Here is a 22408-nt window from a genome sequence, read left to right on the forward strand (position 1 = left end):
ACGCCGCTTCGATGCGGCTTCGTGTGATCTCCGGACAAAACGAGTTTCAACCGGCGTTCGCGCCGGCGCCGTCCATCGTGCTCGCCTGCTGAGAAGCGCTTCTCGCGCAAGCTCGCTGGCAGGCCGCGTGATTGAGGTCGCTTGCGGCGGCCGCTAGCCTGCACCAATGCGCATGCCTCTCATCGCCTTCGCGGCCCTCGCCTGCTCCGCGTCCGCCTCCGCCCAGGTTCAGCCTCGAGCTGGATCAGCTGCCGACCTGGTGATCTGGGGCGGTCCTGTCTACACGGCCGTGGACGCAGCCCCGCGGGCCGAGGCCGTGGCGGTCCGCGCCGGGCGGATCGCCTTCGTGGGTCCCCGAAGGGGCGCCGAGGCGCTGGTCGGCCCCGAAACGCGAGTGATCGACCTGAAAGGCGCGGCGCTGTTTCCCGGGTTCACCGACAGCCATGCCCACCTGCGCGGGATCGGCGAGCGCGAGTTGACCCTGAACCTGGAGGGCTCCAAGTCCGCCGCCGAGGCGGCAGGGCGGGTGCGGCGCTACATCGCCGAGCGCAAGCCGGCCGGCGCGGTTTGGGGGCGTGGGTGGATCGAGACCGGCTGGCCCGAGAACCGGTTCCTGGAGCGGCGGGACCTCGACCCCGTCTCCGGCGCGGTTCCGGTGTTGCTGATGCGCGCCGACGGCCACGCCCTGGTCGCCAATTCGGCCGCACTGAAGGCGGCGGGCGTGGATGAGCGCACGCCGGCGCCGGCTGGCGGACAGATCCTGAAAGGCGCCGACGGCAAGCTGACCGGCATGCTGGTGGATAACGCCATGAACCTGGTGGCGAAGCTGCGCCAGGCGCCCAGCGAAGCGGACCGGCGCGCAGCCTTCCAGGCCGCGTTCAAGGTCGAGACGGCCTACGGCTGGACGGGCGTTCATTCCATGAGCGTGGATTGGGCGGACGTGGAGCTGCTGGAGACCCTGGCGAAGGGTGGGCAGGTCCCGCTGCGCGTCTACAACGCCGTGGACTTCGATCTGGCCGGCCCGCTGTTCGAGAGCGGGCCGCGCAGCGCAGCGGACGGTCGGGTGACCACACGGGCGATCAAGATCTATGTGGACGGCGCGCTGGGCTCGCGCGGGGCCGCGCTGTTCGCGCCCTACGCCGATGCGCCGCAGACCAGCGGCGCGTTCGTGACGGAGCCGGAGGCGATCCGGCCCGTGCTGGACCGCGCCTTCGCGCGCGGGATCCAGGTGTCGGCCCACGCCATCGGCGATCGGGGCAACGCCACGGCTCTGGACCTGTTCGGCGAGGCGTTCCTCAAGGTTCCGCCGAACGTGCGCAGGATGGAGCCGCGTTGGCGCATCGAGCACGCCCAGATCATCCGGCCGGCGGACATTCCGCGTTTCGGACAGATGGCGGTGATCGCGTCCATGCAGCCGAGCCACGCGATCGGGGACCTGCATTTCGCGCCGGCGCGCCTGGGCCCCGAGCGGCTGGACGGCGCCTACGCCTGGAAAAGCCTGACGAACTCGGGCGCGGTGGTGGTCGGCGGCTCCGACGCGCCGGTCGAGCGCGGCGATCCGCTGATCGAGTTCTACGCCGCCGTAGCGCGCAAGGACCTGTCCGGGCATTCCACGCCGCAATGGAGGCCGCAGGAGCGGCTGAGCCGCGCGGAGGCGTTGAAGCTGTTCACGTCCAACGCCGCCTTCGCGCGCTTTGGCGAGACCGAATTGGGAACCCTGGAAGTCGGCAAGCGGGCGGACCTGACCGCCTTTTCCGTCGACCTGATGACCGCGCCCGAAGCTGAAATCCCCAAGGGGCGCGCCGTGCTGACGGTGGTCGACGGCCAGGTGGTCCACCAGGCGCCGTGAGGGATCTGGACAGCGTCTTCCAGCGGCTTTCCGGGTCCGCGTTCCGACGCAGGTTCAAGCTGGGACCGAAGGAGCGCGCCTATCTGGACGACAAGGGTCTGGAGACAGTGCTGTCCCACGGGCGCGACTTCATCAGCGCACGTCTTGCGGGAGCCGAGCCGGCCAACGACGGAAAGCAGACGCCAATGCGCGGCCATCCGGTGTTCATCGCCCAGCACGCCACCGCGACCTGCTGCCGCAGCTGTCTGGCCAAGTGGCACGCGATCCCCTCGGGACGGGCGCTCACCGCGGCCGAGCAGGCGCACGTTCTGGCGGCCGTCCGGCGCTGGCTAGAAGGTTAAGCTCGGATTCAACCTATAGGCCGTGGAGCTTGACCGCTCTACAGCGCAGGTTCGTTCGCAGGTGCGGCGCCATGTGCGTGCAGCGCGCCAAAAACACAGGTCGGCGACTTCTGGCCCCCGGGTTGCTAAGCTTGGCAGGTCGGAAAACCAGGCCACGGAACTCGTGCCATTCCGGCACATGTCCCAGAGCCGCCGAACAAGACCGAGTTCGAACGAACCACGATGAACACCGCCCGCAAGCACATCTTCGCCGCGTTCGCCGTCTTGGCGTCGGCCGCGCTTGCCGCCGAGGCCCACGCGCAGGCGCAGGCCAGCCAGACCACCAGCTCGACCGCGACCATCTTCCAGCCGATCCAGCTGGCCAAGAACAGCGACCTGTCGTTCGGCAATATCGTGCGGCCGATCTCGGGCAACGGCACCGTCACCATCGATCCCGCCAACGGCGCGCGCAGCGCCAGCGGCCCGCTGGCCATCATCAACACCGGCCCGAACGCCACTCCGGGACGGGCGAGCTATACGGTCACGGGTGAAGGCGGGCAGAACTTCTCGATCACCGTGCCGGCCAGCTTCAACATGACGCGCCAGGGCAGCGCCGACACGATCCAGGTGACCCTGTCCTCCACCGCCGGGGCGGGCACCCTCAGCGGTGTGCTGGGGACCACCGGCACCTCGACCTTCGGGGTCGGCGGCACGATCCCGGTGACCAACGGCACCGCGAGCGGAGCCTACGCCGGCACCTTTGTCGTCACCGTCGCCTACAACTAGGTTCAGCGCACATGCAGATCCAAAGCCTCGCCAAGCGCATCCTGCCGCTCGCCGTCGTTGCAGCGGCCGTTTTCGCCTCGCCGGCGCTCGCCCAGACCAGCGCGAACCAGTCCACCACCGGCACCATCGGCATCTACCAGCCGATCCAGCTGACCCGGCAGACGAACCTGTCCTTCGGGACGGTGATGCGGCCCTCCTCGGGCACCGGCAATGTGGTCATCGACGCCCAGACCGGCGCGCTCACCGCCACCGGCGGCATCACGCAGGTCTCCAACGGCAACGCCGCCTCGCGCGCGACCTTCACCGTGACCGGTGATGCGGGGATGAACTTCAACGTCCAGTACCCGCAGACCTTCAACATGACCCGTCAGAACGGGTCGGAGACGATCCCGGTGACGCTGAACGCCAGCGTCGGCAGCGCGCAGCTGGTGGGTACGACCGGCGGCGTGGGCACGGCCAACTTCGGCATCGGCGGGCAGGTGAGCATCAGCAACACCACGCTGAGCGGATCCTACTCCGGCACCTTCACGGTCACCGTCGCCTACCAGTAGGACGGCCCGTCAGGGCGCGAAGGCGGCGATCAGGGCCCGCAGCTCGGGCTCTTCGACCAGGGAGGCGGCCTGCTCTGGCGTGGTCCAGAGCTTCTCGCGCTGGTCCTTTTCCTTCCAGCTCTCCCGCTCATGGGTGACCTGCAGGCTGTAGACGGCCACGCGGACCTTTTGCACGCGACCGCTGCGCAATTTCTTGTCGTAGTGGAAGATCCCCAGCTTCGACTTGCCGGTCTCGCCCTCGACGCCGGCTTCCTCCAGCGCCTCGCGGGCGGCGGACTGGGGCGACTTCAGCCCCTTGATCGGCCAGCCCTTGGGGATGACCCAGCGGCGGGTCTCGCGCGAGGTGATCAGCAGCACCTCGAGATCGCCGCCCGGCGCCCTGCGCCAAGGCAGGGCCGCGTACTGCTGCCGCGGTTCGCGGTCGGGCTCTGCCGGGACCTGGTCCTTCTTGGCCATCAGCCGAACATCCGCTCCACCAGCCGGGCAAGCCAGTAGAAGGCCGCACCAAGCGCGGCGGCGATGGGCATGGTGATGACCCAGGCCCACACGATGCCGGTGGCGAGATTCCAGCGCACGGCCGAGACCCGACGCGCGGCGCCCACGCCGACGATGGCGCCTGTGATGGTGTGGGTGGTCGAGACGGGCACGCCCACGTGAGTGGCCAGGAACAGGGTGATCGCGCCGCCGGTCTCGGCGCAGAAGCCCTGCTGGGGCGACAGACGCGTGATCTTGGAGCCCATGGTATGAACGATCCGCCAGCCCCCGGTCAAAGTTCCCAGGCCCATGGCGGCATGGCAGGCCAGCACCACCCAAAGCGGCACATCGAAACCACCGCCGGGCGGCTGATTGACCGCGCCGTGCGCCACCAGAAGGGCGGTGATGATGCCCATGGTCTTCTGCGCGTCGTTGCCGCCGTGGCCCACGGAGTAAAGAGCGGCGGAGACAAACTGCAGCTTGCGGAAGATGCCGTCGGCGAAAGCGGGCGTAGTTCGCAAGAACAGCCATGAGACCAGCAACACCAGCGCCAACGCCAGCATGAAGCCGAGGGTCGGCGAGACCACGATGCCGGCGGCCGTCTTGAGCACGCCGCCCCAGACCACGGGGTCCAGGCCCGCCTTGGCGACCCCGGCCCCGAGCAAGCCGCCGATCAGCGCGTGCGAGGACGAGGACGGAATACCCGCCCACCAGGTGATCACGTTCCAGCAGATGGCGCCGCCGAGTGCGCCGAAGATCACCGCGTCCGACAGGATGCCAGGCTCGAGGATCCCCTTGCCGACGGTCTTGGCGACCTGCTCGCCGAACACCAGGAAGGCGATGAAGTTGAAGAACGCGGCCCAGATCACCGCCCACTTGGCCGGCAGCACGCGCGTGGAGACGATGGTGGCGATGGAGTTGGCCGCATCGTGCAGGCCGTTCAGGAAGTCGAACAGCAGCGCGACGCCGATCAGGAAGATCAGCAGGGCGAAGGCGGGATCCACGGGCTCCGCCTACAGCTGCTCGATCAGGACGGCGTTGATGCGGTTGGCCACATCCTCGAAGCGGTCGACCACCTTCTCCAGGTGATCATAGATCTCGGCGCCCACGATGTAGGCCATGGGATCGGTACGCGCGGGGCCGCGATAAAGGGCGGCCATGCCCTTGTCATAGAGATCGTCGGAGTCGCCTTCGAGGCGGGTCACCTGCTCGGTCAGGCCGTTCAGGCGCTGGGCGTTGGCGCGCAGCGACCGAAGCAGCGGGACGGCTTCAGCGGTCAGGTCGGCCGTCTTCACGATGACGTCGCCGAGGACGACCATGTCCGGCGCAAACTGGCGCTGCTCGAACAGAGTGATCGCCTTGGCGGTCTTGTGCATCTGGTCGATGGCGTCGTCCATCGAGGTGATCAGGCCACGGATGTCGCTGCGGTCGAACGGGGTGATGAAGGTCCGGCGCACCGCCAGGAGCACCTCGCGGGCGATGTCGTCGGCCTCGTGCTCGAAGCGCGAGATCTCCGCACAGTGCTGAGGAACCTCCGCGCCGCCGTCGAGCAGCTGGCGCAGCGAACGGGCGGCCGAGCACAGGGTCGCGGCGTGCGCTTCGAACATGTCGAAGAAGCGCTCTTCCTTCGGCATCAGCGCCTGGAACCATCTCAGCATACGGAGCAACCTTGGCGGTCAAAAATGTCGGTCTGCCCTAGGGCCTGAGCCGCCGCCTGTAAACGTCCACGGAGCCGCAGTGGACGCGTTTTGCGATCCAGCGCCCTAAAAGAGCGGACGGTCGGAAGGCCATCGTGCCGCGAAAGCGCGTTCCAAGCGGCGACGGTGCGCGCTAGACACCCGGCTGTCAAAAGGAGAGCCGAATGGCCGGAGGCTGGCTGATCGGAGTGATGGTCGCCCCGCGCGGGGAGCGGATGCAGCGCCACTACTATGCTGTCGGCGACAGCGATCGGCACAAGGCCGAGTGGACGGCGGTGGACTGCGCAATCCGCATCGGCGACGTCGCCACCAGCCCGGTGGAAGGCGCCGAGCCTGTGGAAGCGCTTCGCCAATACACGCCGGCCAAGATGGCGGTGCTCGGCCTCAAGGCCGGAGAGGTCCGCGAGCTCGGCTGGAAGCATCCCCGCCGCTGGCTGGGCTGAGAACGCGCACCTCGCGACGCTATAAGCGCCCGCAGCTTTTCAGGGGTGGCGCAGCTGCACCGGCCGCCCCACCTGTGACGCCCAGTTGCAAGGAGTAGCACCGCGATGGCGAGCCGCCTGTTCGAACCCGTGAAATGGCGTGAGTTGGAATTGCCCAATCGCGTCGTGATCGCCCCCATGTGCCAGTATTCGGCGGACGGGAACGGCGCGGCGACGGACTGGCACCTGCTGCACCTGGGGCAGCTGGCGCTTTCGGGCGCGGGGCTGCTGATCCTGGAAGCTACGGCGGTGGAGCCGGACGGCCGGATCTCGCCCGACGACCTCGGCCTGTGGGACGATCGCACGGAAGCGGCGCTGAAGCGGGTGATCGACAGCGTGCGGCGCTACTCGCCCATGCCGCTGGGCATCCAGCTCGCCCATGCAGGCCGCAAGGCCTCGACCCGCGTGCCGTGGGAAGGCGGGCACCACATCCGCCCGGACGAGCCGACCGGCTGGCGCACCTGGGCCCCCTCCCCCGTCGGCTTCATGCACTCCGACGTGGAGCCGCAGGAGCTGGACGAGGCTGGCCTTGCGCGGGTGCGTGACGCCTTTGTGGAGGCGGCGCGCCGTTCCGAGCGGCTGGGCTTCGACATGATCGAGGTGCACGCCGCTCACGGCTATCTGCTGCACCAGTTCCTTTCCCCATTGTCCAACCGACGCGAGGACGCCTACGGCGGAAGCCTCGAGAACCGCATGCGCTTCCCGCTGGAGGTCTTCGAGGCGGTGCGCGCCGTCTGGCCGGCGCACAAGCCGATCAGCGTGCGCATCTCGGCCACCGACTGGGTCGAAGGCGGCTGGGACCTCGAGCAGAGCGTGGTGTTCGCCCAGGCGCTGAAGGAGCTCGGCCTGGATGTGATCCATGTGTCCACCGGCGGCTTGTCGCCCGAACAGAAGATCACCGTGGGCGCGGGCTATCAGACCGCTTTCGCCGAACGGATCCGCCGCGAGACCGGCCTGCTGACCATCACGGTGGGCCTGATCACCGAGGCGCACCAGGCCGAGCACATCCTGGTCAGCGGCCAGGCGGACATGGTGGGGATCGCCCGCGCCGCGCTGTACGACCCCCGCTGGCCCTGGCACGCAGCGGCGGAGCTGGGCGGAAAGGTCCATGCGCCGAACCAGTACCTGCGCTCGCAGCCGCGCCATCTGAAGGATCTGTTCGGCTGAGGATGAGCGGAACTGCGGTCTAGGTGCGGTGTTGAGGAGGCGACTTCCGACAGGATGAGGAGCCCTCCCCATGAGCACCGACGTGAAAGACCAGGCCGCGGTCGAAGACCGGCTCTGGAAGGAAATCGAGGACGAACGGACCGTGATGCTGGGAGTGGTGGGCGCCGACGCTCAGCACTTCCAGCCGATGACCGCCTTCGTGGAGCGCGAGACGAACGACGTCTGGTTCTTCACCTACAAGGACACGGACTTGGCCGAAGCGGCTCAGGGCGGGGCGTCCGCGATGATGACCTTCCAGCAGGACAAGATCCAAGCCTGCGTCGGCGGCCGCCTGAGCGTGCAGCACGACACCGAGCGCATGAACCGCTACTGGAACGCGCACGTCGCGGCCTGGTACCCGGAAGGCAAGGACGACCCGCGGCTGACCATGCTGCGGCTCAACTGCGAGGACGCCCAGGTTTGGATCACCGACGCCGGCCCGGTGAAGTACGGCTGGGAAGTGACGCGCGCCAACGCCACCCACACCACGCCTGACCTGGGCGGCCGCGCCGATCTCAATCTGCAGTAGTTCTGCTGAAACTGATCAAGAAGGCGGCGCCGAGTAGCTCGGCGCCGCCATTGTTTTTACAAATGAGATTAGCGTCACGCGCCTCGGCGTAGGTCGCGTGAGATATTCATCGGTCGGGTAGGCGACATCGTTAGGAAGCAAACTGATCGCCTCCTTCCACAGCTCCTGAGCGCATGCCGTTAGATTTTGGGCGACGACTTGCCGCAAGTGTCGTGTTCTCGACAGTTTTTATTGCGCCGCATCGATAACTTGAAACCGTCGCCGCACGGCGACGTTTTGATTCCTCGATGCCAAGGCTTCAATCCGCGTTGCAAAACCGCCTGCTCGTATCCCTTCCGGTAGACGATTACGCGTTGATCGCAGCCCATCTCGTACAGGTGGACCTCGAACGCGGGCGCCTGCTGTACGACCCGGGCGACCGCATCGATACCATCTATTTCCCCCATGACGGCGTGATCTCCCTGATGACGCTGATGGAGAGCGGCGCGGCGATCGAAAGCGCCACCATCGGTCCGGAAGGCGCCCTCGGCCTGAGCGCGGCCGCTGCGCCGCGGCAGTCTCTGGTCCGCGCGATCGTCCAGACTCCGGTCCGCGCCAGCCGCATCAGCGTCGCCCAGCTGCACGAGGCCTGGGAGAAGAGCCCGCGCATCCGCGACCTGGTGGATCGTCATGCCGAAGCGCTGTTCGGCCACGCCATCCAGTCGGTGGCCTGCAATGCGTTGCATTCGGTGGAAGCGCGGTTCTGCCGCTGGCTGCTGACCTGCCATGACCGGATTTCCAGCGACACCATCGCCCTGACGCAGGAGTTCCTCGCCGACATGCTCGGCGTGCAGCGCACCACCGTCACCGCGGTGGCTCGGGCGCTGCAGGACAAGGGCGTGATCAGCTATCGGCGCGGCGTGGTGGACATCATCGATCGCCCAGGGCTCGAGGCGCTCACCTGCGAGTGCTACGGCACAATCCGTCGGAACTACGAGCGCCTGCTTCCCGGCGATTGAGCCATTCCGTAGTTGCGGAGGGCAGAAAAAGTCCCACTCTAGTGAGGTCTGCAGGCGGAACACGCCTGCTCTCGCTCATTCCGGGACAGTTCACCTTCGATGACCCGCGTTCTTCGCAACGTTCTCCTTTCCGCATGCGCCCTGGGCGCCCTCGCCGCCTCCGCCGCGCAGGCCGCCCCGCACGAACACAGCTGTCTCGACCAGCTTTGTGATAGCGAAGCCCTGTTCGTGGCCGCCGACACGCCCACCGGCGGCGCGGCCGCCTCGCTGGCGTCGCCGAGGTACGGGACCTGGGGCTTCGACGTCTCGGGCATGGACCGGTCCGTGAAGCCCGGCGACGACTTCTTCAAGTTCGCCAACGGCGCGTGGGAAACGCGCACGGAGATCCCGTCGGACCGCACCCGGTTCGGCAACTTCGACCAATTGGCGATCCTGTCGGAAGCCCGCAGCCGCGCGATCCTGGAAGAGGCCGCAAGCGGCAAGATCCAGGACGCGGACGCCGCCAAGATCGGCGCTGCCTATTCGGCCTTCATGAACGAAGCGCTGGTCGAGCGTCTGGACGCCAAGCCGCTGCAGCCGGAGCTGACCGCCATCCGCGCGGTGAAGACCCGCGACGACATGACGGCGCTGATGGGCCGCTCAAACCTGTCCGGCTACACCTCGCTGCTCAACCTGAGCATCAACGCCGACGCCAAGGACCCGAACCGCTACGCCGTCTACGCCGGCACGGGCGGGCTGGGCCTGCCGGATCGCGACTACTATCTGCAGCCCAGCTTCGCCGAGAAGAAGACCGCCTACCTCGCGTACGTGCAGCAGATGCTGACCATGGTCGGCTGGGACAACCCGGCCGCCGCAGCGCAGGCGGTGGTGGAGTTCGAAACCAAGATCGCCGAGGCGACCTGGACGCGCGCCGAGCGCCGCGACCGCAGCAAGACCTACAATCCGGCGACCTTGGCCGAGCTGCAGGCCATGAGCCCGGGCTACGACTGGAACCGCTATCTGGCGGCGGCCGAGTTGCCCAAGGTGGACCGGGTGGTGGTGACCACCAACACCGCTTTCCCGAAGATCGCCCAGATTTACAGCGCGACGCCGATCGATACGCTGAAGGCTTGGCAGGCTTTCCATCTCGCGGACGACGCCGCCCCGCTGCTGTCCAAGCGGTTCGTGGACGCCAACTTCGAGTTCCGCAGCAAAACTCTGGCCGGCCAGCCGGAACAGCGGGCCCGCTGGAAGCGCGCCGTCTCGACCGTGAACGGCCAGCTCGGCGAGTCCGTGGGCCGGGTGTATGTGGCCCGCTACTTCCCGCCAGAGTCCAAGGCCAAGATGGACGACCTGGTGGCCAACATCCGCACCGCCATGCGCGGCCGGATCGAGAAGCTGCAGTGGATGGGTCCGGAGACCCGCGAGCGGGCGCTCGACAAGCTCAACAAGTTCAACGTGAAGATCGGCTACCCCACCAAGTGGCGGGACTATTCCGCCCTGGTGATCAAGGCCGACGATCCGTACGGCAACAGCGAGCGGGCGACCGCCTTCGAATGGCGCCGGCGCGTGGCGCGGCTGAACGGGCCGGTGGACCGGGACGAATGGGGCATGACGCCCCAGACGGTGAACGCCTACTACAACTCGACCCTGAATGAGATCGTGTTCCCGGCGGCCATCCTGCAGGCGCCGTTCTTCGACCCTGACGCCGATCCGGCGGTGAACTACGGCGGCATCGGCGGGGTGATCGGCCACGAGATCAGCCACGGCTTCGACGACCAGGGCCGCAAGTCGGACGGCGATGGCGTGTTGCGCGACTGGTGGACGAGCGCGGACGCGGCCAAGTTCGGCGCTCAGGCCGAGCGCTTGGGAGCGCAATACTCCGCGTTCGAGCCGCTGCCGGGCTTCAAGGTCAACGGCGCCCTGACCATGGGCGAGAACATCGGCGACATGGGCGGGCTGTCGCTGGCGCTGGACGCCTACCACGCTTCGCTCAAGGGCAAGCCGGCGCCGACCATCGACGGCCTGACCGGCGATCAGCGCGTGTTCCTGGGCTGGGCGCAGGTGTGGCGGCAGAAGCAGCGGGACGAGGCTCTGCGTCAGCAGGTCGTGACCGATCCGCACTCGCCGGCGCTTTACCGCGTGAACGGCACCATCCGGAACATCGACGGCTGGTACACCGCGTTCGGCATCAAGCCCGGCGACGCGCTCTACGTTCCGCCGGAACAGCGCGTCCGGATCTGGTGACGTCAGGCTGGCTGGAAGGCGCCTGGGGTCAGCCCCCGGGCGCCGCCAGCCGGCGAATGGCTTCCACAATTATGGGGCGCTGGCCCTTGTGGATGCGGACCAGGGCCGCCTCGGCATCGAAGTAGGCGGCCTGGTCGACCTCCGGGAAGCGGAGGATCCGGCCCGAGCGGCGCGGCCACTCCACCTCGACCGTATTGCTGACGATCCGGCTCACATCGAGGTCGCCTTCCACCAACCAGCAGCGGACGATCTTGCCGCCGGGCGTGCGGCAGGCGCTCAGCTCGACAAACTCGCCGGAGACGGTCTGGCCAAGCTCTTCGGTGAACTCGCGCAGGGCGGCCGCGAGCGGATCTTCGCCTTCATCGACAAGGCCCTTCGGCACCGACCACGCCGCCTCGTCCTTGCCGCGCCAGAACGGGCCGCCAGGATGGGCCAGCAGGAACTCGGCTCCTGCCGTTCCTCGCCGCCAGACCAGTATGCCCGCGCTGACCGGCGGCGCCATCAGCCGCCCTGCGCCTTGATCGTGCGGATGTAGGCGGCGACGTCGGAGATTTCGGCCGGGGTGATGTAGATCGGCGGCATCTCGTAGTGCCCGTTGCGAGAGATCAGCTGCAGCCGGTGGCGGAGCGAAGGCTCGGTGAAGCGGCGGGCGACTTGCGGAAAGGCGGGCGACGACGGGTTGGGACTCTGGCCGGCCGCATCGATGGCGTGGCAGCCGCTGCAGGCGCGCTGGGCGAACACGCGTCCGCGCGCCACGGCGGCGGCGTCAGCGTCAGCCGAAGCGCCAGCCGCTCCAAGCGTGGCGCAACCCGACAACGCGACCGCCGTCAGGCAGACGGTGGCCAGAACTGCAGATGTCATGCGCATGAGCGATCCCTCCCAGACATCCTGAAGGTCCGGCAACCAAGCTTGGGCGTCGCCTCCGTACCTCTACTTAGGGACGTGTCCCGAATTTCCGACCCGCGCCATTCGGACGATCCTGTCTCCATCAGATCAAAGGGGACCGACATGTTGTTCCAGCACCTCTACCTCGGCCTGGTGGTCGCCGCCTTCGCCCTCTTCGTGGTCACCTTGCTGGCGGCCAGCCTGTGGTCCCGGCCGTCCAGATAGGGGCGGAGCTTGCGCCTGACCGGGGCGAATTCTAACGGTGAGGGCATGGCTCTCGCCGCAAGCACCGTCCTGACCCTGTCGCCCATCCGGGCCAGGCCGTGGCTGGCGTATCTGTTGGCCGTGGCGGCGGGACTGGTGTCCGTCGGCTTCCGACTGGCTCTCGAGCCGGTGTTCCTGGAGCGGACGGTGTTCGTGCTGTTCGTGCCAGCGGTGATCTTCAGCGCCGCCATCGGCGGCATGGGGCCGGCGCTCGTCGCCACGGTGATCGGCCTGGCGGCGAGCTTGTTCTTCAGCGGAGCCAGCCTCTACCAGGACCCCGCCAACCTGCTGGACGCCCTGCTGTTCATGGCCCTGGGTCCGGCGCTGGGGGTCGGCGGCGAGGTGGTCGGCCGACGGACCAAGGAAGCCGCAGAGGCCGTCCGGCATCTGGCGGAGCGCGAGGCGCACCTGCGCTCGATCCTCGACACCGTTCCCGACGCCATGATCGTGATCGACGTGAAGGGCGTGATGCAGTCGTTCAGCGCGGCGGCGGAGCGCCTGTTCGGCTGGACCGAAGCCGAAGCGCGCGGGCGCAACGTTTCCGAGCTGATGCCCCAGCCGTACCGCGAACAGCACGACGGCTACATGGACCGCTACATGACCACCGGCGAGCGGCGGATCATCGGCATCGGGCGTGTGGTGGTGGGCGAGCGCAAGGACGGCTCGACCTTCCCCATGGAGCTGTCGGTGGGCGAGGTGAACATCGGCGGGCAAAGGTTCTTCACCGGTTTCGTCCGCGACCTGACCGAACGCCAGAGCACCGAGCGGCGGCTGCAGGACCTGCAGTCCGAACTCGTGCACGTTTCGCGGCTGACGGCCATGGGCGAGATGGCCTCCGCCCTGGCGCACGAGCTGAACCAGCCCCTGGCGGCCATCGCCAACTACGTGAAGGGCTCCGAGCGCCTGCTGGGCGCGGAGGAGATCAACCGCGACAAGATCAAGGGCGCGCTGTCATCCGCCGGCGAGCAGGCGCTGCGGGCCGGCCAGATCATCCGCCGGCTGCGCGAGTTCGTGGCGAAGGGCGAGGCGGACCGGCGGATCGAGAGCCTGCCCAAGCTGCTGGAAGAGGCGGGCGCCCTGGCCATGATCGGCGGCAAGGAGCGCGGCGTCCGCCTGCGGTTCGAGATCGGACGCAAGGTGGACCTGGTGCTGGCGGACAAGGTGCAGATCCAGCAGGTGGTCCTGAACCTGATGCGCAACGCCGTGGACGCCATGGAAGACACCCCGCGGCGCGAGCTGACGGTGTCCGCCCGCCCGATGCCCGAGGACATGGTTCAGGTCAGCGTCGCCGACACAGGCCCCGGCATTGCGCCGGAGGCCATGGATCAGCTGTTCCAGCCGTTCTTCACCACCAAGGCCGCCGGCATGGGGGTGGGCCTGTCCATCTCCCGCACCATCATCGAGGCCCATGGCGGGCGCATCTGGGCCGAGCCGAACGCCGGCGGCGGGACCACTTTCCACTTCACGCTGCGAAGCGTGCGCAAGGAGGAGCTGCAGGGGCATGAGTGAGCCCGTGGTGCACGTGATCGACGACGACGAGGCCATGCGCGAGTCGCTGGACTTCCTGCTCGACAGCGCCGGCATGAAGGCGCGGACCTATGAGTCCGCCCTGCAGCTGCTGGAGCGCGAGCAGCTGGAGCCTGGCGTGATCGTCACCGATGTGCGCATGCCGGAAATGAACGGGCTGGAGCTCGTCCGCCGGCTGAAGGCGCGTGGCGCGCCGCACCCGATCATCGTGATCACCGGCCACGGGGACGTGCCGCTGGCGGTGGAGGCCATGAAGGCCGGCGTGGTCGACTTCCTGGAGAAGCCGTTCGACGACGACGCTCTGCTGGGCGCCATTCGCACCGCCCTGGCGGACGGATCCAAGGCGTCGGAGGACGACGCCGAGAAGGTCCGGCTGCGCGAGATCATCGAGACTCTGTCGCCCCGCGAGCGCGAGGTGCTGCAGGGGGTCGTCGAAGGCAAGCTGAACAAGGTGATCGCGCACGAGCTGGGGATCAGCCCGCGCACGGTCGAGGTCTACCGGGCCAACGTCATGTCGAAGACGGGCGCCCGGGGCCTGTCGGAACTGGTCCGGATGGTGCTGCTGACCCGCAGCTGACGGGTCTCAGACGTCCTTGATGTCGGCGGCGACGCCGGCCGGCGCCTCGCCCGGCTTGAGGCCGCGCTCCACCAGCTTCTCCCACACCTCCTCAGCCGTCTCGGCGTAGCAGAACAGGTCGAGGTCGGCGGGGTTGATCATGCCGGCGTCGACCAGAGCGTCGAAGTTGAACACCGAGCGCCAGTAAGCCTCGTCGAACAGCACGACGGGGATGGTTTGCGAGCGACCCGTCTGGCGAAGGGTGAGGATCTCGAACAGCTCGTCGAAGGTGCCAAAGCCGCCGGGGAAGATCACCAGGCCCGCCGCGCGCATGGCCAGGTGCATCTTGCGCATGGCGAAGTAGTGGAAGCGGAAGGTCAGCTCCGGCGTGGAGTAGCGGTTCGGCTCCTGCTCGTGGGGCAAGGAGATGTTGAAGCCGATCGAGGGCGCGCCGACGTCGCTGGCCCCGCGGTTGGCGGCCTCCATGATGCCCGGCCCGCCGCCGGTGGCGATGACGTTCTCGCGGCCCCCGGCGCTGTCCTGGAAGGCGCCGCCGCGCTCGGAGGCGATCTGCCCGAAGCGGCGCGCCTCGGCGTACCAGCGGGCGTGTTGGCCCGCGCCGTCCTCGCGCACACGGGCGCTGCCGAACACCACCACGGTTGAGCGCACGCCCCAGTCGCGCAGGGCCTCGTCCGCCTTGGCGAACTCCAGCAGGAAGCGGACGCCGCGCATGGACGGCCCCAGCAGGAAGTCGCGATCCAGCGCGGCCAGGCGGTAAGAGGGCGAGGCGAGCTGCGGGAAATCGTCGGCGGGCGGGGCTTGGCGATCGTCAGCCATGGGAACTCCTGAAGATACTGGCCCTGCTTAACGCTCGAGCGTCGCAAAGGAATGAACGGCGCAGGCCCCAGCCAACACGCGACTGCGATAAGGGGAAATCTGGAGCGGGTGAGGGGAATCGAACCCCTGACATTCAGCTTGGGAAGCTGACGTTCTACCTCTGAACTACACCCGCGTGCCCGGGCCGGCGGAGCGGCGTTCGGGGCTGTTTCCTTTAGCGGCTCTTCCCGGCGCTCTCAAGCTGGAACGCCGGGCCGGCTGCCGCGCTCTTTCCCCACCCGCACGCGGCGGGTGAGGACGCCAGCCATGTCGGAACAACGCAGCGCAACGCTCTATCGGATGGTCCTGCCGGACCACACCTGCCCGTTTGGGGTCATGGCCAAGCAGATGCTGGAAGCCGCCAGCTACAGCGTGGACGACCGGCTGCTGCGCAGCCGCGAGGAGGTGGACGCCTTCAAGGCGGAGCATGGCGTGGCGACCACGCCCCTGGTGTTCGTCGACGGCGAGCCGATCGGCGGCGCCGACGAGTTGGAAGCCTACCTGCTGCGCGACTAGGCCGCCGGCGGCGGCCTACATCCGGTCTGGAACCGCGATGCCGAGGATGTCTAGGGCCTGCTCCAGCTGGCGCAGGGTGGCCTGGGCCAGGGTCAGGCGCGAGGCGCGCACCGCCGGCTCGGCCGACAGGATCGGACAGGCGGCGTAGAACTTCGAGAAGCTCTGCGAGAGGCGATAGGCGTGCTCGGCCACCGCGTTCGGCGCCTTTTTGTCGTAGGCTTCGACAAGCGCCGCATCGAAAGCGTCGAGGGTCAGCACCAGGTCGCGCTCGGCCGGTTCGGTGACGGCCACAGGGCCGCCGACGGCGCCCTCCCCTTCCGCCTTGCGCAGCAGGCTCTTCACCCGAACAGCCTGATACAGCAGGTAGGGGCCGGTCTTGCCCTCGAAGCTGGTGAACCGATCGAGGTCGAAGACATAGGAGGTGCCGCGGAAGTTCTGCAGGTCGGCGAACTTCAGCGCCGCGACGGCGACCTTGCCGGCGATGTCCTCGAACTCGGCTTCCGGCAGGTTCTCGCCCAAGCCGGCTTCGAGCAGGCGCTCGCGGGCCTTGTCGCGGGTCATTTGGATGAGGTCGTTCAACTTCAGGACGCCGCCCTCGCGGGTCTTGAAGGGCTTGCCGTCCGGACCGTTCATGGTGCCGAAGCCGATGTGCTCCAGCTGACCTTCCTGGGCGTAGCCGGCCAGGTAAGCCGCACGGAACACGATCTCGAAATGGTCAGCCTGACGCTGGTCGACGCAGTAGATCACCTGGTCGGGGTGGAAGCTGTTCTTGCGGTCCAGGATGGTGGCCAGGTCGGTCGTGCCGTACATGGCCGAGCCTTCGGAGGAGACCACCAGCAGGGGCGGCAGCTCGCGTTTGTCCCCTTCGCGGGCGACGCGGACGATGCGAGCGCCGGCGTCCTCGACCAGCAGGCCCTTGTCGGCGAGCTCGGCGACCATGGACGGGATCAGATCGTCCACGTCGCTCTCGCCCTTCCAGAGGTCGAAGTCGACGCCCAGGGCGTGGAAGTCGCGCTCCAGGGCGACCCGGGTGACCTTGGCGAACTGGCGCCACAGCAAGTAGGCGCCGGGCTTCTTGGCCTGCAGCTCGGCCGTGAGCTTGCGGGCGCGGTCGCGATACGCGGGATCTTCCTTCCCCTTGGCGGCGGCCTGGGGATAGAGCCGGTCGAGATCGGCGAGACTGACCTTGCCGAACACCTCCGGCTCAAGGCTGGTCATCCATTCGGCCGGCAGATCGGCGGCGGCGTTCAGGCGTTCGACCTCGGCGCGGACGGCTTCGTCCTCGTCGCAGACGGCGCCGATCAGCAGGCCCATCTGGTAGCCCCAGTCGCCGAAGTGGGCGTCGCCGATGACCACATCGCCACGGAAGCGGTAGAGGCGCTTGATCGCCTCGCCGATGATAGACGAGCGCAGGTGGCCGACGTGCATCGGCTTGGCGACGTTGGGTCCACCGTAGTCGACCAGCACCTTGCGGGGCTCGGGGACGAGCTCGCCGCCCGCGCGCGGGTCGGCCGCGATTTGGTCGGCGCGCTGCGACAGGGCGGCGTCGCTGACCTTGAGGTTGATGAAGCCGGGTCCGGCGATCTCGACCGAGGCCAGGCGCGGATCGCCCTGCAGCTTTTCGGCCACGGCGGCGGCGATCTCGCGCGGGTTCTTGCCCGCGCGCTTGGCGGCCGCCAGGGCGCCGTTGGACTGGAAGTCGGCCAGGTCGGGCCGGTCGGAGGGCGTCACCCGCGCGTTGTCGGCAGGCAAGCCAAGGGCGGCGAAGGCGGCGGCCGCCGCTTCGCTGAGACCGGTCTTCAGATCGCTCATTGGTTTTGCGCGGCGCTCCCGGCGGAGCCGGCGGCGGCGGCGGCGGAGCCCGCCGTCAGGCGGAAGCGCTTGCCGTCACGGTTGAAGGCGGCCATCTGCGGCGTCACCTCGAAGCCGATCAGCACCTCGAAGTTGGCGCCCGAGGTCGTGGCGGTGCCCCGCGGAATGACGATCTCGCCGACGGTCTCGGTGACGTAGACACGGTCCTGCCCCTTATCGAAGGTGACCGGCAGATCGAAGAATTCCTTGGTGATGACCTCGCGGTTGCGGTCGGTCACCGCCACCCAATAGCGGTAGGTTTTGGCAGAGCCTTCGGCTTGCGGGCCCTTGCCCAGCTCGAACAGCATCTCCATGCGCACGCGGATCGGCTCTTCGTCCTTGTACTGGCAGCCGGCCGAGATGCCCTGGATCTCGCCGGTGTAGGCCACGTTGGCCGCCGCTTCGCGCCCGTCCTTGAACTCGACGTAGCGCGCAGCGTCGTAGAGCGTCTTCACGAAGGGGCACGGGCCGGAGTTGCGCATGGCGGCGAGCGGCGCCTGGCGGTTGCCCCACTCCTCCTCGCGCTTGCGGCGGGCGCTGGCGGTGTCCTCCTGCCCGCTGCCGTCGGCCTGGCGGCTGCGGCCCTGGGCGGCGGCGCTCATCGGAAGGCTGGTGGCGGCCACCGCAACGGCGGCGACGACGGTAAGCAGGCGGCGCATCAAGCAAGCGTCCATGGATAGGGAGGCGCGCGCGGCGCGCGCGGGAATGTCGGCCTTCACTACAGCCTCACGAATAAGGCCGCAACGCGGCTGGCGGTAAGGGGGCGGAACCCTTAGGTTCTGCGCCATGGACCTGCCCGCCGCCCGCCCCGAACTAACCGTCCTCCTGGCGACCCCCCGCGGGTTCTGTGCCGGCGTCGATCGGGCCATCCAGATCGTCGAACGCGCCATCGAGAAGTACGGCGCGCCGGTCTATGTCCGCCACGAGATCGTGCACAACCGGCACGTCGTGGACCGACTGAAGGCCATGGGCGCGGTGTTCGTGGAAGAGCTGGAAGAATGCCCGGCGGACCGCCCCGTGGTGTTTTCGGCGCACGGAGTGCCTAAGAGCGTGCCGGCTGAGGCCAAGGCTCGCCAGATGCTCTACCTGGACGCCACCTGCCCGCTCGTCTCGAAGGTCCACGTCGAGGCGCAAAGGCACTATGACGCCGGGCGCGAGATCGTGCTGATCGGCCACGCGGGTCACCCTGAGGTGGTCGGGACCATGGGCCAGCTGCCCGATGGCGTGGTCAGCCTGATCGAGACTGTGGACGACGTGGCGACCTTCGCGCCGAAGGATCCGATGAACGTCGCGTTCGTCACCCAAACGACCCTTTCGGTCGACGACACCACCGAGATCGTGGAGGCGCTGAAGGCGCGGTTCCCCGGGATCAGCGCGCCCCACAAGGAAGACATCTGCTACGCCACCACCAATCGCCAGGAAGCGGTCAAGGCGATCGCTGGCGAAAGCGACGTGTTGCTGGTCCTGGGCAGCGCCAACTCGTCAAACTCGGTCCGCCTGGCTGAAGTCGGACGGCGATCGGGCGCGGCAGCCTACCTGATCGACGACGCCAGCAAGCTCGACTTCGCCTGGCTAGAAGGCGCGCGGGTGGTGGGTGTGACGGCGGGAGCCTCGGCGCCCGAAGTGCTGGTGCAGGGCCTGATCGACCGCCTTGCCGAAGTGTTCTCGGTCGAGGTGCAGGAAGTGGAAGCCGCGCGCGAAACGGTTAGCTTCAAGCTGCCGCGCGTTCTGGCGAGCTGAGGGGCGCAAGCAAGATGAAGTATCTGGTGGTGGCGATCCGGCGCCCTGACTTCCGCGCGGAAGTGGGCGCCGCTCACCAAGCCTTCCTCTCGGAGCTGCGCGGTCAAGGCAAAATCGAGCAGTCCGGGGGCTTCACCGACAAGACCGGCGGCGCCTATGTCGTGCTGGCCGACGACCTGGAGACAGCCAAGGCCATGGTGGCCCGCGATCCGCTCGTCCTTGAAGGCGTCTCTGACCTGACGGTCTACGAATGGGACGCGAAGTAAGCGTCAGCCTTCATCGCTGAAGATCTGCTCGATGGGCAGGGCGAACAAACGCGCGATCTTGAACGCCAGCGGCAGGGACGGGTCGTACTTGCCCGTCTCGATCGCATTGACGCTTTGACGGGAAACGCCGAGCCGGTCGGCCAGATCGCCCTGGCTCCAGTCGCGCTCTGCCCGCAACACCTTGAGACGGTTCTTCAACGCGCCCTCCATGCCACCCAGGCGGAGGTCAGGCTCCAGGCCGCGCACCAGCAGGGGAACAGGATGATCACGGGGAAGGGCGGCAGGTCCGTGTACTCCTGAAGGAATCCCCAGGCTGTCGCGCCCAGCAGGATCACGCCGGTGGCCAGCAGCATCGAGCGAGCCTGCAGAAGCCGGAAGTACTCGTCCTCCTGCTCTTCCAGAAGGCGCGCCATGGCCCAGATCACGACGCCGATCGGGATCACGGGCAGAAGCGCAGCGGCGTGTTTCGGACCGTCGGGCAAGTTCTCGATCGGCGTCACCCAACTGATCAGCACGACAAGAGCGACGTAGGCGATCATGGCGGGCCAGAACCGCCGTTGGTAGCGCCGGTTCGCCGGCGACCATTTCGAACGTGACATGCAAGCCTCCTTGTCTGGATGACAAGGAAACACGACACACTAGGGGTGTCAAGGACGCATGACAAAATGCTATGTAGGCTTGCTACTGAACCCGAGTGACCTCGAAGCCCCGCGCTTGCAGGAGAGCCGGCAAGCCGTCCTCGCCGATCAGGTGCAACGCTCCCACATTCACAAGCTCCACCCCCGAGCCGGCCATCTGACGGACCAGGGCGTCCGTCCAGGCAAGGTTTCGCCGGCGGAGAAGGGCGTCATAGAGGCTGGGGTTTTCGCGGCGCATGTCGCCCACCAGGCCAGGCGCGAGACGTTCCACGTCGCCACTGATCCAGGCCTGCTGGAGGCTCTCGCCTGAAGCGGCGAGGGTTAGACGAGCCCGGCGACGGCCTTGTTCGCGGATCACGTCCGACAGGTACTGGACCTCCGCGGCGTTGGAGAGGCTGGCGAACATGCGCGCCTGATCTTCAAGGGTCTCGAAGGCCCGCATCGGCTTGGCGTCGCGGGTCGCGGTGCGGGTGACGGCCAGATCAGCGCCTTTTTGAACCTGGGCTCCGCCGGCTGCCGCGCCGCGAACCGACAGCATCAGGGCCACCGCCCAAGGCCGCAGGTGGTCGATGCGGGCAAGGTCCACCTGCTGGGAAAGCGCCCGCAGATCAGCCGCCGGCAGCTTGCGGCTGAGCGGCGCACCGGGATCAACGCCATAGCGCCGGACGATGTCGCCGATGGTGCGAGGGTCGGCGCCGCTCAAGTCCGCTTCGAACCAGACAGTATGGGCACGCGCATAGGCGGCGTCATAGAGCGGGGTGCGCCAGCTCAGTCCCGCTGGCAGGGCATGCAAGGTGCCGAAGAGATAGATTTCGGAGTCCTGGTCCCGGACCAGCCAAAGCGCCGGAGCGGCCCCCACCGCTCCGGCGCTCGACAGCCACCCGACAAGGATCGCGGTCGCGACAAGCGCGGCCCTGCGAAACCAGCCCAAGTTCGCCCCCTCCACGAGGCTCCACAAGGAAGCCCCGCCCCGCTGAAGGACCGCCGGCGGCCCCCACCGCCGGCGTCCCCAGGCGCCACGGGCGCGCTCTCCAGGATGCGCCCGTGACTACCCGTTCCAAGCCTTGAAGTGCTTGGATAACTTCAGTCCCTGACGCTGGTAATGCGACCCGAGGTCGCCATAAAGTCGTGTCGGGCGATTAGTTAGCGGCTCATAGACCAGTCGCGCGACAGTCTGGCCGTCCTCCAGGATGAATGGCGTCTCGTGGCTGCGCACCTCCAGAACGCCCCGCGAGCCTTTGCCGTGCGCTTCATCCGTCCCGAAGCCGGGATCGAAGAAGCCCGCATAGTGCACGCGGAATTCGCCCACCGACGGATCAATCGGCGTCATCTCGGCCGCCTCGAGCACGGGGATCTCCACCGCCTCCTTGGAGGCCAGGATGTAGAACTCGCCCGGATCCAGCAGCAACTGGCCGTTCTGCGGAATCAGTGGCTCCCAATATTGCCGGGGATCGTGGCCATCGACGTGATCGAGGTCGACGACCGGAGCATGGCGGCGAGCGCGGAACCCGGCGATGCCGTTGGAGAGGTCGACGCCGACGCTTTCGGTGCGCAGGTGCTCAGGGCGGCCACGCTTGAGGCGCAGCTGGTTCAGCCGCGTACCGCGCCGGACGAGCACGGAAAAGGTCTGAGGCGCGATCTCGATAAAGGTGGGGCCGTGGTAGCCCTCCTCCACGTCGTCGAAGGCGTTGCCGCGATCGGTGAGCAGGCGGACGAATACGTCCACTCGGCCCGTGGAGCTCTTCGGGTTGGCGCGGGCGGCGACGCCCGGCGGCAGGGCGAGGCTTTCCTGCAGCTCGGCGATGTAGACGCAGCCCTTCTCCAGAACCGCGCCCTTCTCCAGATCGAGCTCGTGCATCGCCACTTCGGCGATCCGATCGCGCACGGTGTGCCGACCCGGCAGGAACGAGGCGCGGACGCGCCACACCCGTGACCCCAGGCGCAGGTCCAAGCTCGCCGGCTGGACCTGGTCGTGATCGAACGGGCTTTGGGAGATGATGGCGCCCTGGCTTATCAGGGCGTCGATGGATTGGCAGGGCAGGATGCCCGGGCGTTCGGCGTCGCTCATGGGCGGGCAAGCCTTAGCGGAGAATCCCTTGCTTGCAAGCGATCTGGCGCCGCTTGGAGGAAAGCGGCCCTTGACGCTCCCGCCCCCCGGGCGTTCAAGCGAC

General features: G+C 67.9%; 26 protein-coding genes and 1 tRNA gene. 14 read left to right on the forward strand and 13 right to left on the reverse strand.

Features of this window, described 5'->3' with window-relative positions; genetic code table 11:
• Positions 1 to 166 precede the first annotated feature (166 nt).
• From DJ018_RS02220 to DJ018_RS02235, 4 genes are all read left to right on the forward strand, one after another.
• Positions 167 to 1849, forward strand: coding sequence for an amidohydrolase (locus DJ018_RS02220; RefSeq protein ID WP_111513177.1), 1683 nt, complete (start codon positions 167 to 169; stop codon positions 1847 to 1849).
• Complete coding sequence (locus tag DJ018_RS02225) at positions 1846 to 2190, forward strand: DUF4186 domain-containing protein (protein WP_205853694.1); 345 nt, start codon at positions 1846 to 1848, stop codon at positions 2188 to 2190. The genes DJ018_RS02220 and DJ018_RS02225 overlap by 4 nt, the downstream gene beginning before the upstream one ends.
• A 222-nt stretch (positions 2191 to 2412) precedes the next feature.
• On the forward strand, positions 2413 to 2955 hold the full coding sequence (locus DJ018_RS02230) for a DUF4402 domain-containing protein (RefSeq protein WP_111513178.1): 543 nt from the start codon (positions 2413 to 2415) through the stop codon (positions 2953 to 2955).
• Positions 2956 to 2966: 11 nt separating this feature from the next.
• The gene (locus DJ018_RS02235) at positions 2967 to 3506 is read left to right on the forward strand and encodes a DUF4402 domain-containing protein (protein ID WP_111513179.1); all 540 of its coding nucleotides are present in this window, start codon (positions 2967 to 2969) and stop codon (positions 3504 to 3506) included.
• Between the two features lie 9 nt (positions 3507 to 3515).
• Here DJ018_RS02235 and DJ018_RS02240 read toward each other — a convergent pair whose 3' ends face one another.
• Genes DJ018_RS02240 through DJ018_RS02250 form a run of 3 tightly spaced genes read right to left on the reverse strand, consistent with a single transcriptional unit; the run spans position 3516 to position 5638 of the window.
• Positions 3516 to 3962 carry an NUDIX hydrolase gene (locus DJ018_RS02240; RefSeq protein WP_111513180.1) on the reverse strand — a complete coding sequence of 149 codons (447 nt, stop codon included), beginning with the start codon at positions 3960 to 3962 and terminating at the stop codon, positions 3516 to 3518.
• The gene (locus tag DJ018_RS02245) at positions 3962 to 4984 is read right to left on the reverse strand and encodes an inorganic phosphate transporter (protein ID WP_111513181.1); all 1023 of its coding nucleotides are present in this window, start codon (positions 4982 to 4984) and stop codon (positions 3962 to 3964) included. Before DJ018_RS02245 ends, DJ018_RS02240 begins: the two co-directional genes overlap by 1 nt.
• A 9-nt stretch (positions 4985 to 4993) precedes the next feature.
• Positions 4994 to 5638 (reverse strand): DUF47 domain-containing protein, encoded by a 645-nt coding sequence (locus DJ018_RS02250; RefSeq protein ID WP_111513182.1) that lies wholly within the window; start codon positions 5636 to 5638, stop codon positions 4994 to 4996.
• 203 nt (positions 5639 to 5841) lie between these two features.
• Between DJ018_RS02250 and DJ018_RS02255 the strand changes: the two genes are divergently transcribed.
• The 5 genes from DJ018_RS02255 (at position 5842) to DJ018_RS02275 (ending at position 11118) form a co-directional block, all read left to right on the forward strand.
• The gene (locus tag DJ018_RS02255) at positions 5842 to 6120 is read left to right on the forward strand and encodes a hypothetical protein (protein ID WP_111513183.1); all 279 of its coding nucleotides are present in this window, start codon (positions 5842 to 5844) and stop codon (positions 6118 to 6120) included.
• A 105-nt stretch (positions 6121 to 6225) separates the two neighbouring features.
• A complete protein-coding gene (locus tag DJ018_RS02260) occupies positions 6226 to 7326 on the forward strand; it encodes an NADH:flavin oxidoreductase/NADH oxidase (protein ID WP_111513184.1) in 1101 nt (366 codons plus the stop codon).
• Between the two features lie 70 nt (positions 7327 to 7396).
• Positions 7397 to 7894 (forward strand): pyridoxamine 5'-phosphate oxidase family protein, encoded by a 498-nt coding sequence (locus DJ018_RS02265; protein ID WP_111513186.1) that lies wholly within the window; start codon positions 7397 to 7399, stop codon positions 7892 to 7894.
• 353 nt (positions 7895 to 8247) lie between these two features.
• Complete coding sequence (locus DJ018_RS02270) at positions 8248 to 8892, forward strand: Crp/Fnr family transcriptional regulator (RefSeq protein WP_240609432.1); 645 nt, start codon at positions 8248 to 8250, stop codon at positions 8890 to 8892.
• A gap of 99 nt (positions 8893 to 8991) precedes the next feature.
• Positions 8992 to 11118, forward strand: a complete 2127-nt coding sequence (locus DJ018_RS02275; protein ID WP_111513189.1) for a M13 family metallopeptidase — start codon at positions 8992 to 8994, stop codon at positions 11116 to 11118.
• A 28-nt stretch (positions 11119 to 11146) separates the two neighbouring features.
• On the opposite strand, the gene DJ018_RS02280 is transcribed toward DJ018_RS02275, so the two are convergent.
• Together DJ018_RS02280 and DJ018_RS02285 are read right to left on the reverse strand one after the other, a co-directional pair.
• Entirely contained in the window at positions 11147 to 11620 is a 474-nt protein-coding gene (locus tag DJ018_RS02280) for an NUDIX hydrolase (protein WP_111513190.1), read from the reverse strand.
• Positions 11620 to 11985 (reverse strand): c-type cytochrome, encoded by a 366-nt coding sequence (locus DJ018_RS02285; protein ID WP_111513192.1) that lies wholly within the window; start codon positions 11983 to 11985, stop codon positions 11620 to 11622. The genes DJ018_RS02280 and DJ018_RS02285 overlap by 1 nt, the downstream gene beginning before the upstream one ends.
• Positions 11986 to 12273: 288 nt before the next feature.
• On the opposite strand from DJ018_RS02285, the gene DJ018_RS02290 reads away from it, so the two are divergent.
• Together DJ018_RS02290 and fixJ are read left to right on the forward strand one after the other, a co-directional pair.
• Complete coding sequence (locus DJ018_RS02290) at positions 12274 to 13776, forward strand: PAS domain S-box protein (RefSeq protein WP_111513194.1); 1503 nt, start codon at positions 12274 to 12276, stop codon at positions 13774 to 13776.
• Positions 13769 to 14371 (forward strand): response regulator FixJ, encoded by a 603-nt coding sequence (fixJ, locus tag DJ018_RS02295; RefSeq protein ID WP_111513196.1) that lies wholly within the window; start codon positions 13769 to 13771, stop codon positions 14369 to 14371. The genes DJ018_RS02290 and fixJ overlap by 8 nt, the downstream gene beginning before the upstream one ends.
• A gap of 6 nt (positions 14372 to 14377) precedes the next feature.
• Here fixJ and DJ018_RS02300 read toward each other — a convergent pair whose 3' ends face one another.
• Both DJ018_RS02300 and DJ018_RS02305 read right to left on the reverse strand, forming a co-directional pair.
• On the reverse strand, positions 14378 to 15187 hold the full coding sequence (locus DJ018_RS02300; protein ID WP_111513197.1) for an LOG family protein: 810 nt from the start codon (positions 15185 to 15187) through the stop codon (positions 14378 to 14380).
• Positions 15188 to 15287: 100 nt separating this feature from the next.
• Positions 15288 to 15362 (reverse strand) — tRNA-Gly (locus tag DJ018_RS02305).
• A 131-nt stretch (positions 15363 to 15493) separates the two neighbouring features.
• Here DJ018_RS02305 and DJ018_RS02310 point away from each other — a divergent pair.
• Positions 15494 to 15742, forward strand: a complete 249-nt coding sequence (locus DJ018_RS02310) for a glutaredoxin domain-containing protein (RefSeq protein WP_111513199.1) — start codon at positions 15494 to 15496, stop codon at positions 15740 to 15742.
• 15 nt (positions 15743 to 15757) lie between these two features.
• On the opposite strand, the gene DJ018_RS02315 is transcribed toward DJ018_RS02310, so the two are convergent.
• Both DJ018_RS02315 and DJ018_RS02320 read right to left on the reverse strand, forming a co-directional pair.
• Positions 15758 to 17554, reverse strand: a complete 1797-nt coding sequence (locus tag DJ018_RS02315) for an arginine--tRNA ligase (protein ID WP_111513201.1) — start codon at positions 17552 to 17554, stop codon at positions 15758 to 15760.
• Positions 17551 to 18252, reverse strand: coding sequence for a Tat pathway signal sequence domain protein (locus DJ018_RS02320; protein ID WP_111514633.1), 702 nt, complete (start codon positions 18250 to 18252; stop codon positions 17551 to 17553). Before DJ018_RS02320 ends, DJ018_RS02315 begins: the two co-directional genes overlap by 4 nt.
• Positions 18253 to 18379: 127 nt before the next feature.
• Between DJ018_RS02320 and ispH the strand changes: the two genes are divergently transcribed.
• Together ispH and DJ018_RS02330 are read left to right on the forward strand one after the other, a co-directional pair.
• A complete protein-coding gene (ispH, locus tag DJ018_RS02325; protein WP_111513203.1) occupies positions 18380 to 19333 on the forward strand; it encodes a 4-hydroxy-3-methylbut-2-enyl diphosphate reductase in 954 nt (317 codons plus the stop codon).
• Between the two features lie 14 nt (positions 19334 to 19347).
• Positions 19348 to 19599 (forward strand): YciI family protein, encoded by a 252-nt coding sequence (locus tag DJ018_RS02330; protein WP_111513204.1) that lies wholly within the window; start codon positions 19348 to 19350, stop codon positions 19597 to 19599.
• Between the two features lie 3 nt (positions 19600 to 19602).
• Here the strand turns inward: DJ018_RS02330 and DJ018_RS02335 are convergent, their stop codons facing one another.
• From DJ018_RS02335 to DJ018_RS02350, 4 genes are all read right to left on the reverse strand, one after another.
• Complete coding sequence (locus DJ018_RS02335; RefSeq protein ID WP_111514634.1) at positions 19603 to 19797, reverse strand: helix-turn-helix transcriptional regulator; 195 nt, start codon at positions 19795 to 19797, stop codon at positions 19603 to 19605.
• A complete protein-coding gene (locus DJ018_RS02340; protein WP_111513206.1) occupies positions 19794 to 20198 on the reverse strand; it encodes a hypothetical protein in 405 nt (134 codons plus the stop codon). The genes DJ018_RS02335 and DJ018_RS02340 overlap by 4 nt, the downstream gene beginning before the upstream one ends.
• A gap of 82 nt (positions 20199 to 20280) precedes the next feature.
• The gene (locus DJ018_RS02345; protein ID WP_165842775.1) at positions 20281 to 21168 is read right to left on the reverse strand and encodes a TraB/GumN family protein; all 888 of its coding nucleotides are present in this window, start codon (positions 21166 to 21168) and stop codon (positions 20281 to 20283) included.
• Positions 21169 to 21285: 117 nt separating this feature from the next.
• A complete protein-coding gene (locus DJ018_RS02350) occupies positions 21286 to 22305 on the reverse strand; it encodes a 2'-deoxycytidine 5'-triphosphate deaminase (RefSeq protein ID WP_111513209.1) in 1020 nt (339 codons plus the stop codon).
• Positions 22306 to 22408 lie beyond the last annotated feature (103 nt).

This window comes from Phenylobacterium deserti, from assembly GCF_003254705.1.
GTDB classification, from domain to species: Bacteria; Pseudomonadota; Alphaproteobacteria; order Caulobacterales; family Caulobacteraceae; genus Phenylobacterium; species Phenylobacterium deserti.

Excerpts from the sequence above, each read along its gene's own strand:
- DJ018_RS02220 (WP_111513177.1), top strand. The coding sequence starts at position 167 with ATGCGCATGCCTCTCATCGCCTTCGCGGCCCTCGCCTGCTCCGCGTCC.
- DJ018_RS02230 (WP_111513178.1), top strand. The coding sequence starts at position 2,413 with ATGAACACCGCCCGCAAGCACATCTTCGCCGCGTTCGCCGTCTTGGCG.
- DJ018_RS02235 (WP_111513179.1), top strand. The coding sequence starts at position 2,967 with ATGCAGATCCAAAGCCTCGCCAAGCGCATCCTGCCGCTCGCCGTCGTT.
- DJ018_RS02240 (WP_111513180.1), bottom strand. The coding sequence starts at position 3,962 with ATGGCCAAGAAGGACCAGGTCCCGGCAGAGCCCGACCGCGAACCGCGG.
- DJ018_RS02250 (WP_111513182.1), bottom strand. The coding sequence starts at position 5,638 with ATGCTGAGATGGTTCCAGGCGCTGATGCCGAAGGAAGAGCGCTTCTTC.
- DJ018_RS02255 (WP_111513183.1), top strand. The coding sequence starts at position 5,842 with ATGGCCGGAGGCTGGCTGATCGGAGTGATGGTCGCCCCGCGCGGGGAG.
- DJ018_RS02260 (WP_111513184.1), top strand. The coding sequence starts at position 6,226 with ATGGCGAGCCGCCTGTTCGAACCCGTGAAATGGCGTGAGTTGGAATTG.
- DJ018_RS02265 (WP_111513186.1), top strand. The coding sequence starts at position 7,397 with ATGAGCACCGACGTGAAAGACCAGGCCGCGGTCGAAGACCGGCTCTGG.
- DJ018_RS02275 (WP_111513189.1), top strand. The coding sequence starts at position 8,992 with ATGACCCGCGTTCTTCGCAACGTTCTCCTTTCCGCATGCGCCCTGGGC.
- DJ018_RS02280 (WP_111513190.1), bottom strand. The coding sequence starts at position 11,620 with ATGGCGCCGCCGGTCAGCGCGGGCATACTGGTCTGGCGGCGAGGAACG.
- DJ018_RS02285 (WP_111513192.1), bottom strand. The coding sequence starts at position 11,985 with ATGCGCATGACATCTGCAGTTCTGGCCACCGTCTGCCTGACGGCGGTC.
- DJ018_RS02290 (WP_111513194.1), top strand. The coding sequence starts at position 12,274 with ATGGCTCTCGCCGCAAGCACCGTCCTGACCCTGTCGCCCATCCGGGCC.
- fixJ (WP_111513196.1), top strand. The coding sequence starts at position 13,769 with ATGAGTGAGCCCGTGGTGCACGTGATCGACGACGACGAGGCCATGCGC.
- DJ018_RS02300 (WP_111513197.1), bottom strand. The coding sequence starts at position 15,187 with ATGGCTGACGATCGCCAAGCCCCGCCCGCCGACGATTTCCCGCAGCTC.
- DJ018_RS02310 (WP_111513199.1), top strand. The coding sequence starts at position 15,494 with ATGTCGGAACAACGCAGCGCAACGCTCTATCGGATGGTCCTGCCGGAC.
- DJ018_RS02315 (WP_111513201.1), bottom strand. The coding sequence starts at position 17,554 with ATGAGCGATCTGAAGACCGGTCTCAGCGAAGCGGCGGCCGCCGCCTTC.
- DJ018_RS02320 (WP_111514633.1), bottom strand. The coding sequence starts at position 18,252 with ATGCGCCGCCTGCTTACCGTCGTCGCCGCCGTTGCGGTGGCCGCCACC.
- ispH (WP_111513203.1), top strand. The coding sequence starts at position 18,380 with ATGGACCTGCCCGCCGCCCGCCCCGAACTAACCGTCCTCCTGGCGACC.
- DJ018_RS02330 (WP_111513204.1), top strand. The coding sequence starts at position 19,348 with ATGAAGTATCTGGTGGTGGCGATCCGGCGCCCTGACTTCCGCGCGGAA.
- DJ018_RS02340 (WP_111513206.1), bottom strand. The coding sequence starts at position 20,198 with ATGTCACGTTCGAAATGGTCGCCGGCGAACCGGCGCTACCAACGGCGG.
- DJ018_RS02350 (WP_111513209.1), bottom strand. The coding sequence starts at position 22,305 with ATGAGCGACGCCGAACGCCCGGGCATCCTGCCCTGCCAATCCATCGAC.